Origin of the sequence: Paenibacillus forsythiae T98, from assembly GCF_000520735.1 — a bacterium.
GTDB lineage: Bacteria > Bacillota > Bacilli > Paenibacillales > Paenibacillaceae > Paenibacillus_AQ > Paenibacillus_AQ forsythiae.
In genome coordinates, this window is the sequence record NZ_ASSC01000224.1 from 1 (window position 1) to 17,758 (window position 17,758).

At 53.8% G+C, this 17,758-nt stretch carries 11 protein-coding genes; all 11 read left to right on the plus strand.

All coding sequences use genetic code 11. The features are described 5' to 3' along the window. Position 1 precedes the first annotated feature (1 nt). Positions 2–793 (plus strand): phosphatidate cytidylyltransferase, encoded by a 792-nt coding sequence (locus L692_RS0107850; RefSeq protein ID WP_036722677.1) that lies wholly within the window; start codon positions 2–4, stop codon positions 791–793. Between the two features lie 22 nt (positions 794–815). Then, the gene (locus L692_RS0107855) at positions 816–1,955 is read left to right on the plus strand and encodes a 1-deoxy-D-xylulose-5-phosphate reductoisomerase (RefSeq protein WP_025698727.1); all 1,140 of its coding nucleotides are present in this window, start codon (positions 816–818) and stop codon (positions 1,953–1,955) included. Positions 1,956–2,094: 139 nt separating this feature from the next. Next, positions 2,095–3,369: an RIP metalloprotease RseP gene (rseP, locus tag L692_RS0107860; RefSeq protein ID WP_025698730.1), complete on the plus strand. Its 1,275-nt coding sequence runs from the start codon at positions 2,095–2,097 to the stop codon at positions 3,367–3,369. A 66-nt stretch (positions 3,370–3,435) separates the two neighbouring features. Continuing rightward, a complete protein-coding gene (gene proS / locus L692_RS0107865; protein ID WP_025698732.1) occupies positions 3,436–4,884 on the plus strand; it encodes a proline--tRNA ligase in 1,449 nt (482 codons plus the stop codon). A gap of 199 nt (positions 4,885–5,083) precedes the next feature. Beyond that, positions 5,084–9,409, plus strand: coding sequence for a PolC-type DNA polymerase III (locus tag L692_RS0107870; RefSeq protein WP_025698734.1), 4,326 nt, complete (start codon positions 5,084–5,086; stop codon positions 9,407–9,409). 54 nt (positions 9,410–9,463) lie between these two features. Next, positions 9,464–11,287: a histidine kinase gene (locus tag L692_RS0107875; protein ID WP_198027723.1), complete on the plus strand. Its 1,824-nt coding sequence runs from the start codon at positions 9,464–9,466 to the stop codon at positions 11,285–11,287. 166 nt (positions 11,288–11,453) lie between these two features. Next, positions 11,454–12,749, plus strand: coding sequence for an ABC transporter substrate-binding protein (locus L692_RS0107880; protein WP_025698737.1), 1,296 nt, complete (start codon positions 11,454–11,456; stop codon positions 12,747–12,749). 85 nt (positions 12,750–12,834) lie between these two features. After that, the gene (locus L692_RS0107885; protein ID WP_198027724.1) at positions 12,835–13,755 is read left to right on the plus strand and encodes a carbohydrate ABC transporter permease; all 921 of its coding nucleotides are present in this window, start codon (positions 12,835–12,837) and stop codon (positions 13,753–13,755) included. An 18-nt stretch (positions 13,756–13,773) separates the two neighbouring features. Continuing rightward, the gene (locus L692_RS0107890; RefSeq protein WP_025698740.1) at positions 13,774–14,604 is read left to right on the plus strand and encodes a carbohydrate ABC transporter permease; all 831 of its coding nucleotides are present in this window, start codon (positions 13,774–13,776) and stop codon (positions 14,602–14,604) included. Positions 14,605–14,662: 58 nt separating this feature from the next. After that, complete coding sequence (locus L692_RS28095; RefSeq protein ID WP_269636721.1) at positions 14,663–16,030, plus strand: glycoside hydrolase family 32 protein; 1,368 nt, start codon at positions 14,663–14,665, stop codon at positions 16,028–16,030. Positions 16,031–16,042: 12 nt separating this feature from the next. Next, the gene (locus L692_RS0107900; protein WP_025698741.1) at positions 16,043–17,659 is read left to right on the plus strand and encodes a response regulator; all 1,617 of its coding nucleotides are present in this window, start codon (positions 16,043–16,045) and stop codon (positions 17,657–17,659) included. Positions 17,660–17,758: the final 99 nt, after the last annotated feature.

Sequence of the window (17,758 nt, forward strand, 5' to 3'; positions counted from 1 at the left end):
ACTGATAACCGGAGTGGCGGCCGGAGCTTTATTTTTGGGCCTATGCCTGCTTGGCGGCTGGTGGTTTCATCTTTTGCTGATCGCCATGGCTTTGATCGGTTACTTTGAATTCGTCAAAATGATCGGCTGTCCACCCGCAGGCGGCAGTGCGATAACAGGCTATGCGGCTGTGCTTGGCTTTATGATGCCTTGGGATTTACTCGGCTTTTCAGCGCCTTTGTCCTGGGTACAGGGAGTGTGGCTCCTGATGCTCCTGTTCCTTGCCATTACAGTGTTAACCAAGAATAAAATGGATATTCGCATAACCGCGCTGCTGTTCATCGGCGCTTTATACATAGGAACGGGCTTCTCCTATATGGCGGTTTCCCGTTCCGCACCGGATGGCAATGGACTGTTCTGGACCTTTCTGCTTCTCTGCTGCATTTGGGGCAGCGATGCCGGAGCCTATTTTGTCGGGAAAGCACTCGGAAAAACTAAGCTCTGGCCTGCGATCAGCCCCAACAAGACGGTTGAAGGAGCGGTAGGCGGAGTGGTTATCGCGATGGCGATTGCGCTAATCTTTGCCTTAATCTCCCCCGATTTGCTGTCTTTAGGGCGGGCGCTCGTTATCGGTCTGGCCAGCGCCGTGGTCGGACAGCTCGGGGATCTTGTTCAATCCGCATACAAAAGGGCGTACGGCATCAAGGACTCAGGATCGCTGCTGCCCGGGCATGGCGGCATTCTTGACCGCTGCGACAGCTGGATTATCGTGTTTCCGTTCGTGCATATCCTGATGCTGTTGCCTTATTACTAACTCGAAAGAAGGTACGTAACGCTTGAAAAAGATCAGCATTCTCGGCTCGACCGGTTCAGTCGGAACGCAAACGCTCGATGTTGTAGCCATGCACCAAGGCAGCTTCGAAGTGGACGGTTTGGCTGCGGGCAGCAATACGGCGCTTCTGCTGGAGCAGGTTCGCCGCTTTAGGCCCCGGCGGGTATCCGTCGCCAGCAAGGAGCTTGCAGACGAAATTCGGGCACAGCTCCCGGCCGGAATCGAGCTGTACTATGGCGATGAGGGACTGGAAAGCATCGCTGCCGGCGGAGATGCCGATTATGTAGTGACCGCTGTCATGGGCAGCGTCGGCCTGCGTTCAACCCTGGCCGCCATCGAGGCCGGCAGGGACATTGGACTCGCGAACAAGGAAACGCTGGTAACGGCGGGGCATCTTGTGACAGAACAGGTGCGGCGCAAAGGGGTAAAGCTGCTGCCCATCGACAGCGAGCATTCGGCGATCTTTCAATGCCTGAATGGGGAGTTCAAGGACGACATCGCTTCCATTACATTGACCGCTTCAGGAGGCTCCTTCCGGGATCTGACCAGAGAGCAGCTCCGGAATGTAACGGTAGAGGATGCGCTTCGCCATCCCAATTGGGCAATGGGCGCTAAGATTACAATTGATTCCGCTACCATGGTGAATAAGGGGCTGGAGGTTATCGAGGCCCACTGGCTGTTTGATCTGCCCTACGAACAAATAGAGGTGCTCCTTCACCCGGAGAGCATCATTCACTCTTTTGTGGAGTTCCGCGACAGCAGCATCATCGCCCAGCTCGGCAATCCCGATATGCGCGTGCCGATCCAGTACGCGCTGACCTATCCCGAAAGGTGGCATTCGCCGGCCGAGCGGCTGTCGCTCGCGCAGGCGGGAAGACTGACCTTCCGCGAGATGGATTTTGCGCGTTACCCGGCGCTGAAGCTTGCCATGGAGTGCGGAAAGACAGGCGGGACAGCGACAACCGCCTTCAACGCCGCGAACGAAGTGGCCGTCGCCCGATTTTTGCGCCGCGAGATTCCTTTTTTGCGCATCGAAGAGATATTGGTGGAAGTTCTGGAGAAGCATTCAGTACAAAGTTATCCGACTCTGGAGCAGATCGAGGAATGCGACCGCGAGGTGCGCGCGCTGGCCAAGAGTCTGTAATTCGCGCGAAATCAATGGAAAGTGGCGCCAGAAACCGGAAAAATTGGTTTGGAAGGGTGATTCTCTTGTGCGGGATCGGAGAATAATGATAAATTAAGAGGACATACTTCGGTCTTTCATCTAAAGGGGGCTGCCTAACTTGGAAATGGTTCAAGTCGTTTTTTTGACGGTGCTTATGTTCTTCGTACTGGTGACGGTACATGAGTGGGGACATTATTATTTTGCCAAAAGAGCCGGTATTCTTGTGAGAGAGTTCGCTATCGGTTTCGGTCCGAAACTGTTTTCTTATAAGCGCAATGAAACGCAGTTCACGCTCCGTCTGCTGCCCTTCGGCGGTTACGCCCGGATGGCGGGAGAAGATCCCGAAGTGATTGAGATCACGCCCGGACAGACGATCGCGGTGCGGCTTGGCGAAGACAATGTCATAAGAACCGTTTATCTGGATCAGCTGGATACGCGCAGAAACGTGATCCGCGGGGAAGCGCAGTATGCCGATCTGGAGAGGGAGCTTAGCATCCGGCTGGATGTGGACGGAGAGGTTACAACCTATTCCTTGCATCCAAAGGCTATGCTGGTTAGAGGCAGTCAGCAAATCCAGATTGCTCCCAAGGATCGTCAATTCGGAAGCAAGACCGTCGGACAGCGGGCGCTTGCCATTGTTGCCGGCCCGGTGATGAATTTCCTGCTGGCTTTTATCCTCTTTGGCGTTTACATTCAAATGGCCGGTGTTGCGGTGGAGAATCCGACCTATGTGCTGATCGGCGACGTAAGCGAAGGGATGCCTGCCCAGGAGGCGGGACTTCAAAAGGGCGATATTGTCTATTCGATTAACGGTGAGACGATCGGAGCGGATTATAAGAAGATGATCAGCCTGACTTCCGCATCGGAAGGAAAGCCCATGAACTGGACGATCAAACGCGGCGATCAAACGATCAATGTTACGATGACGCCTCGCAGCATGGAAGGGCAGGAAGGAGGCAAGGTGGGTATTTCACCGGAGCTTCCGACCCGCAATGCGACCATTGGCGAAACGTTCAGCGGTGCGAGCCATGCGATGGTCGATACGACCCAAGCGATTTTTCTCGGTTTCAAGCAGCTGATTAATCAGTTTAATATGGACGATATCGGCGGACCGGTGCGCACTTTCGAGCTGACCGGCCAGATTGCCCAGCAGGGGATTGTGTACTTGACTCACTGGACGGCTATACTCAGCCTGTATCTCGGCATCTTCAATCTGCTGCCTATTCCGGCGCTTGACGGGAGCCGGCTTGTGTTCCTTGGCGTGGAGGCGCTGCGCGGCAAGCCGGTGGACCCAAGCCGGGAGGGCATGGTCCATTTCGTCGGCTTCGCGATGCTGTTTTTGCTGATGATCGCCGTTACCTATAATGACATTTTACGTCTCATCAGCGGTTAATTTGGTTTCGGCCTCAAGCCGCAGACTCTGCTGCCTGGGGCATATTAACGGGGGGAATTCCATTCTATGTCAAAAGAAAAGCAGTTTGTTACGGAAATAACGCCTCAGGGCGAAGATTTCTCGCGCTGGTACATCGATGTAATCAAGAAAGCCGATCTGATGGATTATTCTCCGGTGCGCGGCTGTATCGTGTTCAAACCGGACGGCTATGAAATCTGGGAGCATATACAAGAAGAAATGAACCGGCGTTTCAAGGAAACGGGACACCGCAATGCTTATTTTCCGCTGTTTATTCCGGAAAGCTTCTTTCAAAAGGAAAAGGAGCATGTTGAAGGCTTCAATCCGGAGCTGCCTTGGGTAACGGAAGCGGGCGGCGACAAGCTGGAAGAGCGTCTGGCGATCCGGCCGACCTCGGAAACGATGATCGGTCATATGTATTCCAAATGGATTCAGTCGTACCGGGATTTGCCCGTGCTGATCAATCAGTGGGCCAACGTTGTTCGTTGGGAGAAGCGGACGCTTCCTTTCCTGCGGACAAGCGAGTTTCTGTGGCAGGAAGGCCATACGGCGCATGAGAATGAGGCCGAAGCGCGTGAAGAGACGATGCAGATGCTTGAGGTTTACCGCGATTTCGTCGAAGGCTATCTGGCGATACCGGTGATTACCGGACAGAAGACGCCTTCGGAGCGTTTTGCCGGAGCGGTGGATACGTTCTCGATCGAGGCGATGATGAAAGACGGACGCGCTGTTCAGGCGGGAACCTCCCATTACCTTGGAACCAAGTTCGCGGTTGCGTTTGACATTCAGTACCTCAGCCGCGATAACAATCTGGAATATGTGCACACCACTTCCTGGGGGACGAGCACACGGATGATCGGTTCGATGATTATGGTGCATGGAGACGACCGCGGTCTGGCCCTGCCGCCAAAAGTGGCGCCGACGCAGGTCATCATGATTCCCATCGGCCCGCCGAAGACACGGGAAGCGGTCATTGCCCGGACGGACGAGCTGTTCAAGGAACTGAAATCGGCAGGCGTCCGTGTGCGCGTCGACGACCGTTCCGATGTAACGCCAGGCTGGAAATTCAACGAATACGAAATGCGCGGGGTGCCGGTCAGACTGGAGCTTGGACCTCGGGATATGGAGAACGGCGTCTGCGTGCTGGTCTCGCGGATCAGCGGCGAGAAGAAAATCGTTCAGCAGGACCGTCTTGTGGAAGAAGTGCAAACGATGCTGCAGCAGGTGCATGACGAAATGTTCGAGCGGGCGCTCAAGTTCCGCGAGGAGCATTTCTATTCCGTCGAGACGCTGGATGAAATGAAGTCGGCAATGGAAGAGAAGCGCGGCTTCGCGCTGGCCGGCTGGTGCGGCGATGATGCCTGCGAGGCCAAGGTGAAGGAAGAAACCGGCGCAACGAGCCGCAACATTCCATTTGAACCGGGCGAAACGAAAGAGACATGCGTCTGCTGCGGTCAACCGGCACAGCATACAGTCGTATTCGCCAAAGCGTACTAGATCTACGGAGCAGGACAGCTTAGCAGCGGGATTCAAGCGGCTGAGCGGGAAGAGAATGGCGGGCGAACGACCCGAAGCTTTTTGAACATATAGGCAGGGATAAGCCGAACGCTTGCCCTGCCTATATGTCTAGAGGAGCAGGATATAAACTTGACAGCAAAGACCTCGCTTTATCGGGGAATGTAAAGGTGGGGGAAGCATGGAATACAGCGAGGAGAGAAGAAAGCGGTTCGAGCTGCTGATGAAACAGGGGGATGTTCCCCCGGCACTTATTGATCCTTATTTTTTGGACGGTTATATCGACAGGGTGGAGATCAGCCGCGGCAACCGGGATTGGCGCGTCGTTATCGTGAAAGAGACTCTGGTTCCGGCACAGGCGTACCGGACGTTTTGCCTGAGAGTGCGGGAGCGGATGCAGCATATCGCGAAGGTCGGATTCTTGTTCCTGTACGATGAGCAGGTCAGCCGGGCCGATATTTTTCAAGAGTATTGGGGACTGTTCCTCGAATGGGTTCACCGCGAGATTCCCTCCGTCAACGGCTGGCTGTCTCGTTCGGGGCAGGAGCTTCAGGGGGACACGCTGGTGCTCGGCATGAGCGATCAGATGTCCTTGGAGCTGGCGAGAAAAAAAGGCATCGACGGTGCGATTGTCCGCTTTTACGAGACGTACTTCGGACTGTCCTTGCGTGTAAAAGTGCAGCTTGCGGAAGAAGGAAACAGCGCGGAGGAACGCCAGGAATTCCAGCAAAAGCTCCAGCAGGAGCAGCGGGAAATTATCGAACAGATGATGACAGCTATCGAGACCGAAGTTTCCTCTGAAGATAGCGGTGACGAGGAAGCCGTTCCGCTTCAGGTTGGCTATGATATCAGGGACCAGCCTGTTCCAATGATGGAAATTCAGGACGAAGAGAAGAAGATCACGATTCAGGGAACGATTTTCGGCCTGGACCGCAAGGAGCTGCGCAACGGAAGCACGTTGTTTACCTTCAATTTGACCGACTTTTCCGACTCCCTGCAGATGAAGATGTTCGCCAAAACCAAAGATGACCTGAAGGTGATGGGCCAGCTCGCCAACGGCAAATGGGTGAAGGCTCGCGGACGGGTGGAGTATGACCGTTTCATGCAAACCCCGGAGCTGGTAATGATTCCGTCGGATCTGTCCGAGGTGTCCGCTCCGCCGGCCCGCAAGGACAATGCGCCGCAGAAGCGGGTGGAGTTTCATCTTCACAGCGCCATGAGCACCATGGATGCGGTGGCGCCTATCGACGCCTATATCAAAACCGCAGCCAAATGGGGGCATCCGGCGATTGCCGTTACCGATCACGGCGGAGTGCAGTGCTATCCCGAGGCCGGCAAAGCGGCAAAGAAGAACGGCATCAAAATGCTGTACGGCGTGGAAGCGAATGTGGTCAACGATGCGGTGAATGTGGTCGAGAATCCGCAGCCGCTGGAGCTTAAAACCGCCACCTATGTCGTCTTCGACATTGAGACCACCGGCCTGTCCATTACGCGCAATAATATCACCGAGCTTGCCGCCGTGAAAATGCAGGGCGGGCAGGAAATCGACCGCTACACAACCTTTGTCAATCCGCATGAGAAAATCCCTTACCATATCCAGCAGCTTACGAACATCACGGACGATATGGTCAAGGATGCCCCTGATCTGGAGCCCGTGCTGCATGATTTCGTGGAGTTTGCTCGGGACAGCGTGCTTGTGGCGCATAACGCCCGGTTCGATATGGGGTTCATCCAGGCATCGCTTGCCAAGTTTGGGCTTCCGCTTCTGCCTAATCCTTCGCTCGATACGCTGGAGCTGGCCCGGCTGCTGCATCCGAATATGAAGAATCACCGGCTCAACACGCTGGCCGACAAATATAAAGTATTGCTCGAAAGCCATCACCGCGCGGTCGACGATACGGTAGCGCTCGGCGGCATCCTGAACGGACTGCTCGCAGACGCCGAGAAGCTGAAAGGGCTGACGATGCTGGACCGGCTGAATGACGAGGTCGGCAAGGATCTGTCCAACACCCGTCCGTTCCACTGCTGTATTTACGCTCTGAATATGACGGGCAAGAAGAACCTGTTCAAGCTGGTATCGTTATCTCACACCGATTATTTCAAACGGGTGCCATGCATTCCAAAATCGAAGCTGGAGGAATTGCGGGAAGGTCTGCTGGTAATCTCCGGCTGCGAGCGGGGCGAGTTCTTCGAAGCGGTCCTGAACAAAACGGTAGAGGAAGCAATAGAAGTTGCCGCGTTCTATGATGTGCTGGAAATCCAGCCGCTGACGATGTACATGCATTTGGTGGATAAGGGCTTTGTGGCAAGCCCCGAAGAGCTGCGCGGCGTCGTCCGCCGGATTTGCGAAATCGGGGAAAAAATAAACAAGCCGGTGATCGCCACCGGCAACGTGCACTACCTGGAGCCGCGCGACAAGCTGTTCCGCGACATTACGATTCACGGGATCACCGGATTCAGCCCGCTAAAGGATCAGCGCAAGCCGGACGCCCACTTCCGGACTACGGAAGAAATGCTGCAGGAATTTGATTTTCTGGGCGAGGACAAGGCGTTTGAGGTCGTTGTGACGAACACAGTGGAACTCTCGGAGCGGTTCGAACCGATCGAGCTGTTCCCCGACAAGCTGTTCACGCCGATTATTGACGGGGCGGATGAGGAAATCCGTGAAACCTGCTACCGGACGGCAAGATCCATTTACGGAGAGGAGCTGCCCGAGGTGGTCGTTGCCCGTCTGGAAAAAGAGCTGGAGCCGATTATTAAATACGGCTTCTCCGCCAACTATCTCATCTCCGAGCGGCTGGTTAAAAAATCGAACCAGGACGGGTATCTCGTCGGCTCCCGGGGTTCGGTCGGCTCTTCGGTGGTTGCGACATTCCTGGGCATTTCAGAGGTTAATCCGCTTCCGGCCCATTACGTATGCCGCAACCCGGAATGTCTCCACAGCGAGTGGTTCCTCGACGGCAGCGTGCCGAGCGGCTTCGACCTTCCGGACAAGGCATGTCCGAAATGCGGAGAGAAGCTGAAAGGCGAAGGTCAGGACATTCCGTTCGAGACCTTCCTGGGCTTCAAGGGCGACAAGGTTCCCGATATCGACCTTAACTTTTCCGGAGAATACCAGCCGCATGCGCATAATTATACCAAGGTGCTGTTCGGTCCAAAAAGCGTCTTCCGGGCGGGAACCATCGGTACCGTGGCGGAAAAGACAGCGTTCGGCTTTGCCAAGAAGTACGAGGAAGATCACCATAAGCGTTGGCGCGGCGCCGAGCTTAGCCGTCTGGCGGCGGGCTGTACGGGCGTCAAACGGAATACGGGCCAGCATCCCGGCGGTATCGTCGTTGTGCCGGATTACATCGAGGTTGAAGACATTACGCCGGTGCAATATCCGGCCGACGATGTCAATTCCGAATGGAAGACGACGCACTTCGACTATCACGCCTTTGACGCCAACCTGCTCAAGCTCGATATTCTGGGCCATGACGATCCGACGATGATGCGGATGCTGCAGGATTTGACAGGCGTCGATCCGACGTCGATCCCGATGAACGACCCGAAGGTGATGAGCATGTTCAACTCGACGGAAGCGCTTGGCGTGACGCCGGAGCAGATCCGGACGCCTGTCGCCACTTACGGGGTGCCGGAGATGGGCACGAAGTTTGTTCGCCAGATGCTTGTTGAATCAAAGCCGTCGAGCTTTGCCGACCTTTTGCAGATTTCAGGCTTGTCCCACGGAACAGGCGTATGGCTCGGCAATGCGCAGGAGCTTATCAAGAATAACACGTGCAACATCAAGACCGTAATCGGCTGCCGTGACGATATTATGCTCTACCTGATCTACAAAGCGGGCATGGACGCCGGGCTGGCGTTCAAGATTACGGAGAGCGTGCGGAAGGGCAAGGGCTTGACGCCGGAATGGATTGAGGAAATGAAGAAATGCAAGGTGCCGGCGTGGTACATTGATTCCTGCCTGAAGATCCAGTACATGTTCCCGAAGGCGCATGCCGCGGCCTATGTCATATCCGCTGTACGGACCGCATACTTTAAGCTGTATTATCCGATACACTATTATGCGACCTATTTCTCGGTGCGCGCGGAGGATTTCGACATTGAGCTGTGCTGCCAGGGCTATGACGCCATTCACCGCCAGATTACCGAGATCGAGGCCAAGGGCTTCCAGGCGCTGCCGAAAGAAAAAGCGATGCTGCCGATCCTCGAAATGGCGCTGGAAATGACGGCCCGGGGCTTTACGTTCAAGAGCATTGATCTGTACCGCTCGGACGCCACCAAGTTCACGGTTGACGGAGACAGCCTGATTCCTCCGTTCTCGGCGCTGGCCGGGATCGGCGAGAATGCGGCGAAGAATATTGCCGCGGCCAAGGAAGCCGGGGAGTTTCTGTCGATTGAGGATTTTCAGCAGAAATCTAAAGCCAGTAAGACGATCATCGAGCTGCTCACCGGCATGGGCTGCTTCCGGGGACTGCCGGAGAGCAACCAGCTTTCCTTGTTCTAAAGAATTGAGCAGTCCCGCTGGCGGAAGGCGACTATGATTTCGGAGGTCGGTCTTGTGCAGAGAGTCAAAGCCCTTCTGTTTCATATGCGCCTGCGGACCAAGCTGACGCTTTCCTTTATCGCTGTGACCGTCCTGTCTTTGTCGGTTATGGCTGTGGGATATACCATCAAGAGCTCTGATGTGATTCTGAAGAATGCCAGTGAAACCTCGCTGGGACTTGTGCGCACGGGCAATCAATCGCTGGACAGCAGCCTGGCCAGGGTGGAGCAGAGCGCGATCAACATGCATCTGGACGAGGATCTGTTTCAATTTTTCAATACGGAAAACCTACGGCTGAGGGATATCACCAACGACTCGGACCGCAAAATTACGCGGATATTGCAAAAATACTTTCCTAGCTCGGAGGATATGTTCTCGGTCAATCTGGTCACCCGGGAGTACACCTTTGGAGAAACGCCGTCCTTTTGGATACCGAAGAAGGATTACTCCCTCTCCAGCATTTATAAGATAGGGACCGAATCGCGCAGCAGCATAACCTGGATTCCCACCTATAACCTGCTGGAGCAGTTTTACTGGGCCGCTCCGTCGGAGCAGGACCAGTATGTCTTCACGGGGACGCGGTTAATGAATTTTGCGGTGGTCCGCAACAACATCCTGATTCAAATGAAGCAGAGTGTGGAGCGGCCGATTCTGGTTGTGAACTTTCAGGAATTTATGTTTCAGCATGCTCTTGCGGAAAGCCTGAACGTGGAAGGCTCCTATTACCATATGTTCACTCCGGAAGGGGCTGTCCTGTCCAGCTCGGAGCTGGCCGGCGATCCCGCCGGGATTAGCCGGGAGTGGCTGGCCCGCGCCATAAGCAAGAAGAGCGGCACGGAGTACATCACACTCGGCGGGCAGAAGCTGGTCGTCTGCTTCGACACGATGAAGACGACAGGCTGGCTGACGGCGGTGTTTATTCCGTATAAAAATTTGAAGCGGACACTGCCCGACATGTTCGATTACACCCTGTACTCCATGGCGATTATCACCCTGATCTCGGTGGCGGTCGCGGCGCTTATATCCGGCCGCATTACCATGCCGCTCATCAAGCTGCTGCGCGGCATCAACCGGAGCGGAGACGGCCACTTTAAGACCTATATCGAATCGGCGGGGACCAAAGAGCTTAACATTATCATCCACAAGTTCAACCAGATGAACGAAAGCATCTACACGCTGATTGAAGAGAACTACAAGGCAAAGATGAAAGAGCTGGAAGCGGAGCTTAAAGCCCTTAACTTCCAGTTCAATCCGCATTTTTTATACAATACCCTGAATATCATCAACTATTTGGCGATTGAAAATAAGCAGTCCCTGATCAGCAAAATGCTGGTTGAGCTGTCGGAAATGCTTGAGTACACGGCCCAAAGCCCTGGAAAGGTGATTTTCTCCGAGGATCTGAACTATCTGAAGAATTACGTGTTCATTATGAGCCGCCGCTTTGAAGGCAAATTCGCCGTGACTTACGAGATTGATCCAGAACTGGAAGGCCACGCTGTACCCAAGTTTTTTTTGCAGCCGTTTATTGAGAACGCCCTGATTCACGCGCTTGAGGATAAGGAGCAGGGTGGACGGATTCATGTGACGGGGCAGATTGACAATGCCGTCAGGATCTTCACCGTGACCGACAACGGTAAAGGAATGTCTCCTGAAACGATAGCCCGGGTGCTGGAAATCCGTGAGGATTCGGGCGCCGCGGCTTCCATCGGAATCCAGAATGTCAACCATCGGATCAAGCTGCTGTACGGTCCGTCCTTTGGCGTGGACATCCGCTCGGAGTTGAATGTGGGGACGACGGTCATTTTACGGCTTCCCCCGGATAGGGCAGAGTCCGGCTGAAGACACATCGAGTAGTGTCCTCAGCCGGTTTTTGTTTGTTTTCATGGCAGCAAAAATGCTTTCAGTAGAAAAGTCCACCATTCCCCCTTTTTTAGAGTAGGAGGAGAACGCATTTCCTTTTATGATGAAAGCGTAATCAAAAATTCATTTGATAGGAAGGTGTTACATGAAAAAGGGGATTCTACTAGCACTCTTGGCCGTATCGTTGCTCGCTGGCTGCTCCGGCGGGGAGACAAAAAACGCCAACTCAAGCAGCGGCGGACAGGAAGAAGGATCGGCAATTGAACTCACCTTCTGGCGGCCGCAGGCCAGCGAGGTTGAGGACAATGTGTATGTAAAGCGGATTGAAGAATTTAATCAGGCAAATGAAGGGAAGATCCATGTCAAGATGGAGGTCATTACCCGGGGCAACTCTTTTGCCTATGAAGACAAAATCAATGCCGCCGTCGCTTCCCACACCCTGCCGGATGTTCTGGCCATGGACGGACCCAACATCGCCAACTATGCGGCCTCGGAGATTATTATCCCGCTGGATGAGTATTTCTCCAAGGAAGACCTGGACGATTTCGTCCCCTCAATCCTTCAGCAAGGCTCCTATCAAGACAAATTTTACGCGCCGGGCCTGAACGAGTCCTCCGTCGTGCTTTTCTATAACAAAAAAATTATGGCCGAACACGGAATAACGCCTCCAGACAAAATCGAAAATGCCTGGACCTGGGACGAATGGTACGACGTGATGAAGAAGACGTCCAAGGACGGCGTGTTCGGAACGAACATGATCAACGACAAAGGGGAGTGGATGACCTACGCTTTCGAGCAGTTGTGGATTTCCGGCGGCACGGATATTGTCAACAAGGAAGGGACAACCGCCGAAGGATTCGTCAACAGCCCGCAGGGCATAGAGGCGGCCAAGTTCCTGCAAAAGCTGGCGAATGACAAGCTGTTCAATATTGATCCGAAGCCGACGGAATTTGAGGAAGGAAAAGCGGCCACCAAGCTCGGCGGTCCCTGGAACATTCCGGGCTTCAAAAACTATCCGGACCTGGAGTGGGGCATCACTTATTTCCCCAAAAAAGCGGGAGGCATTCAAACTGCCCCTTCGGGCAGCTGGGCGGTAGGGGTATCGGCCGACACCAAGCATCCGAAGGAAGCGGCGGAGGTTATTAAATGGATTACGAATAAAGACAGCTCGATCCAATTGGCCCAGGCGATCAGCATGCCGGCCAGCCGCAAATCGGCGTTTGAGAGCTTGACGGAATATGATGAGCTTCCGCTGCGCATTATCAAGGAGCAGGTTACGGGCGTGTCGCATGCCAGACCGGTTACTCCGGCGTATCCGGTGCTGACGCAGAAATTTGCCGAGGCATTGACGGATATTATGGTCGGAGCGGATGTCAAAAAGTCCTTGGACAATGTGGCCTCCACTTATGACGAGGAGTACAAGCGCAATTTTGCCGAGTAACAGGCGGTGGCATTCACCCGCGGCAAGGGCTCGCCAAGCGCTTTTGCCGCAAGCTTTTTATCAGCTCCGAGGAAAGGAAGAATGGATGATGCAAACGGCAATGAATGCGCATAAGCGCGAGCATATATCGACTTTCAGCCGGCAGAAAAGACGGGAGATCCTGGTCGGCTATTCATTTGTCACACCGGCGGTTCTCCTGCTGATCTTTTTTCTGGTCCTGCCTTTTCTGCTTGCTGTGGCCTTTGGATTTACAAAATTCAATCTGCTGCGTCCCGATAAAATTCATTTTACCGGATTGGATAATTACAAGCTGCTCTTTACTGATGCCCTGTTCTATAAATCGCTCTGGAACACTTTGTATTTCACGGTGATTGTCGTGCCGGTTCAATCGGGCGTAGCCTTGATGCTGGCTCTGCTCGTCAACAACAGGCTCAAGCTGCGGAACGTGTTCCGGATTGCCTACTTTAGTCCGGTGGTCACCTCCATGACTGTTATCGCGATTCTTTGGATTTCTCTTTACAACCCGAATGAAGGATTGATTAACTCGGCGCTTCATTTCTTCGGCATATCGAACCAGCCCTTTCTGCGCAGCTCCTCCCAGGCGATGAATTCGATTATCTTCATGTCGGTTTGGCAGGCCGCCGGCTACCAGATGATGATTTTTCTGGCCGGGCTTCAAGGAATCTCCAAAGATTTATACGAGGCTTCCTCGATCGACGGGGCGAACAAGCTTCAGCAGCTCCGCTATATTACCATACCGAGCTTGTATAATGTGACGGTCTTTGTGCTGACGATTACGACGATTCAGGCCGTGAAGCTGTTCGTTCAGCCCTACATTATGACGAATGGCGGTCCGGAGAACTCGACCCGAACGCTGGCTCTGCTGATTTACCAGCAAGGCTTCCAGTTCAGGAATGCGGGATACGCTTCCGCCATTTCCGTCGTCTTCTTCCTGATTGTCGTTCTCATCTCATTCTCGATGAAAAAATTTCTCAGAGACAAATAACGGAGGGGAGATCAGGACATGAGAGATACCCGGACGAAGCTGCTGCTGTACATTCTTAACCTTGTGATGTCGCTGTTGTTCATTATCCCGCTGCTGTGGATGGTGGTTTCCTCGCTCAAGCCGGAGAATCAGATTTTTGCCGATTTAAGCTCGCTGAGATCATTGCTGCCTCTTCATCTCACCTTGGACAATTACAGGTCGGCGTTTGAGCGGATTCCGATGATGAAATATTTGTTCAACAGTATTTTTTATGTGTCCGTCATTTGCATCAGCGGCCTTGGAGTAAATTCGATCTGCGGTTATGCGTTGGCCAAGCTGCGGTTCAGAGGTAGTGAGTTCATTCTTGTATGTATTATCGCCTTGATGATCGTTCCGTTCGAGAGCATTCTGATGCCGCTGTACCTGGTGGTTAACGCTTTGCATTGGTTCAATACCTGGTTTGCCTTGATCGTTCCGTTTATTGCCAACTGCTTTAGTATTTTTATGTTCCGCCAGTTTTTTATGGATATTCCGGGTGAAATATTGGAGTCCGCTTCCATCGACGGTTCGGGGCCGCTTAAGACCTTTGCCGCCATCGTGGTTCCGCTCTCGGGGCCGGTATTTGCAACCGTGTTCATCCTTGACTTCATCAGTCACTGGGGGGATTTCATGTGGCCGATCCTGGTGACGACGGGAGAATCGCTGCGCAATATCCAGCTTGGCATTCAGACCTTCTTCACACTGCCTCCGATCTATTACGGGCAAATTATGGCGACGCTGACCTTCACGACCGTTCCGATCATTGTTCTGTTCCTTCTGCTGCAAAAATATTATGTACAAGGAATTACCAGCGCCGGAATTAAAGGCTGACCGGACAAATCGCCTGGAGCATGTGAGATAATGAAATCAACTATGTGGAGAATATCATCTGTTCTATCAGTATCATCCCTTCGGCATGAGCTGGGGACCTATGCATTGGGGGCATGCGGTAAGCCCCGACATGGTACACTGGCAGCATCTGATGATCGCGCTGTCGCCTGATGAGCACGGGCAAATTTTTTCCGGCAGCGCTGTTGTGGATTGGAACGACACGTCCGGTTTTTTCGGCGGGAAGCCGGGTCTTGTAGCCATCTTCACCCATCATGACGAATATCCGGGAACCGCCCGGCCGCGGGAACGGCAAAGTCTGGCCTACAGCCGCGATAACGGACGCACATGGATAAAATACTGCGGGAATCCCGTGCTGGAGAACCCCAGCTATTCCGACTACCGGGACCCTAAAGTATTCTGGCATGAAGCTTCGGGGCGATGGATCATGGTTCTTGCAACCGGCCAAAGCGTCTGTATTTACACCTCGCCAAATTTGAAGGAATGGACCTTTGCGAGCGAATTTGGAGAGGGACACGGCTCCCATGACGGCGTCTGGGAATGTCCGGATTTGTTCGAGCTGGCTGCCCCCGGAAATCCCCGGCGAACCAAATGGGTCATGCTGGTCAGCATCGGAGAGGCTCCTCACATTCCCGAGGGCTCCCGGACGCAGTATTTTGTCGGCCATTTCAACGGACAACAGTTTGTGAACGAGCATGATCCCGAAGCTGTACGCTGGCTCGACCATGGGCGGGACAATTATGCGGGGGTCAGCTTCTCGGATATACCGGCCCTGGACGGGCGAAGAATCTATATGGGGTGGATGAGCAACTGGAAATATGCAAGAGTAACGCCCACCGAAGGGTGGAGAGGCGCGATGACGCTCCCGAGAGAGCTTACCTTGAGAGACTCTGGCGGTACAATCAGACTGATTCAGCGTCCTGTGGCGGAGCTTTCGCGGCTCGCGGGAGAGATGCTGCACCTTAAGAACCTGACCATTGAAGGAATTGCGCCCCTTCCGGGGATCAAGGGAGACGCCATGCGGATCGACGCCGAATTCGAGCTTGGCTCCGCGTCTTCGTTCGGGTTCAGAGTAAGAGCCGCAGAGGATGGGAGCCGTGCTACAATAGTGGGGTATGATTCCCGAAGCGGGGAGCTGTTCGTGGACCGGACCTCCTCCGGGGAAGTGCGGTTTCACGAGCATTTTGCCGGCAGACACGGCGCGGCGCTCGCGCCCAGCGGGGGGCTTGTATGTCTGCAGCTCTGGGTGGACAGATCGTCGGTCGAAGTGTTCTCGGGCGGCGGGGAGTGCGCAATTACTGATTTGATTTTCCCGGGGCCGCAGGATGATGGTCTGGAGATGTTTGCATATGAAGGGGAGGTACAGCTCCGGTCCCTCAAGGTGTTCCGATTAAAATCCATACAGTAGGTGAACGCGGCCATGAACAGAATTATGGTTGTCGATGATGAAGCGATTCAGAGAAGGGTGCTCGGCAAAATGATCCGGGAATACCTGCCCGGGTGCGAGGTTGTCGAGGCCGGCAACGGAAGGACCGCGCTGGATATGGCCCAAACCGCTTCCTTTGATGTCGTGATTACGGATATCAAAATGCCGATCATGGACGGCTTCGATTTCATTGAGCATATGAATAAGCTCTCCTCCGCTACCCGGATTATCATCTTGAGCAGCTACCGCTATTTTGAATATGCCCAGCGGGCCCTTCGGCTAGGCGCTTTCGATTACGTGCTCAAGCCGGTGAAAGAGGAGAGCATCGGCGTGCTGCTCGACAAGGTTCGGGAAAGCATTGAGAAAGAAAAAAGGATTTCGCCCGAAGAGATCGGCAGGGAGCATTTTCACATCAGCATGAATGCGTACTACACGCATTTGCTGGGGGAATGGGTACAAAACGGAGTCTCAGAGGCCAAGTTCCGCGAGCTTCGGCAGCAGTATTCGCTGGAACCCTGCGGGGCGGTCATCATCACGCGCGTCGAGGACAATGCTCCCGGCGACCTGTACCCTGAAGGGCTGGATGATATCCGGGGGGCCATGCCGGGGATGCTCGCGAGCCTGCTGAGTTCCGCGAACCGGGTCGTGTCCTTTTTTGCTTCAAATCCCAAACTGACCATGATCTCGGTGCTCACGGCCAAGCGTCCTGAAGAAGTAATCACCGATGCCGTGCTTACGGCCCTGGAGGAATATGGACAGCGGCTGTCATGCAACTATCAGCTGTCGTTTGCGGTAGGCGTAGGCAATGTGCGCGCCGATCTCTGCCGCGAAGCCCTCGATTCGTATAAAGAAGCGGAGGACGCCGCCGATTTTCGTTATTTTTTGGGTGGGGACCGGGTTGTTCAATATGCCGCTGTTTCTGGCCGGATAGCTCCCATCCGCTACAACTTCCATAAAGATGAGGAGCTGTTCAAAGAATATATCCGAACGGACAAGGCCGATTTATTGCTGAAGCATACGGAGGACTTGTTCCGCCAGCTTCTGGAGAACGGGCTGCCTTACCGGGAGCAATGGCTTGAAGCCGTCGTTCAGCTTGTGCTGCGTATCGCTCCGGCGGTCAAGGGATTTTTCAGTGAAGAGGCTTACCAGCTCGCCTTGCAGAAGACAGAGAGCAGCCTGACGGCTTGCATCAGCTATGAGGATTGCCGGGAGCGGTTTCTGGAAATCCTGAGAGGGTTTATGATGACCATGCACACCGGCCGCGGAAAAAAGCATGCCGAAGTCATTGACAAATGCGTCAATTATATTGAAGAGCATTACACTATGGACATCTCGCTTGAGCAAGCGGCGAGCCTGCTGTATTTCAGCCCCAACTACTTAAGCGTTATTTTCAAAAGCTATCTCGGCGTTTCCTTTACGAAATATTTGTCGGATATCCGGCTGGACAAGGCGGCTGAGCTGCTGAGAGCGGGCGACATGAAGGTATATGAAATAGCCGGCAAGGTCGGATTTAAGGATGAAAAATATTTTTACCGGGTATTTAAAGCGAAATATGGCCTGACTCCCGATGAATACCGCAAGAAGAGCGCTTTGCCATCGTCTCCGTCCTGAGCGGCCTCAAGGCAGTCAAGGGCGCGCACTTGTCAGTATTGCCATGCTATGGTATAATTTTTTTTGGTAATAATGAGATAAGTCCGTTGTGTAAAGAGT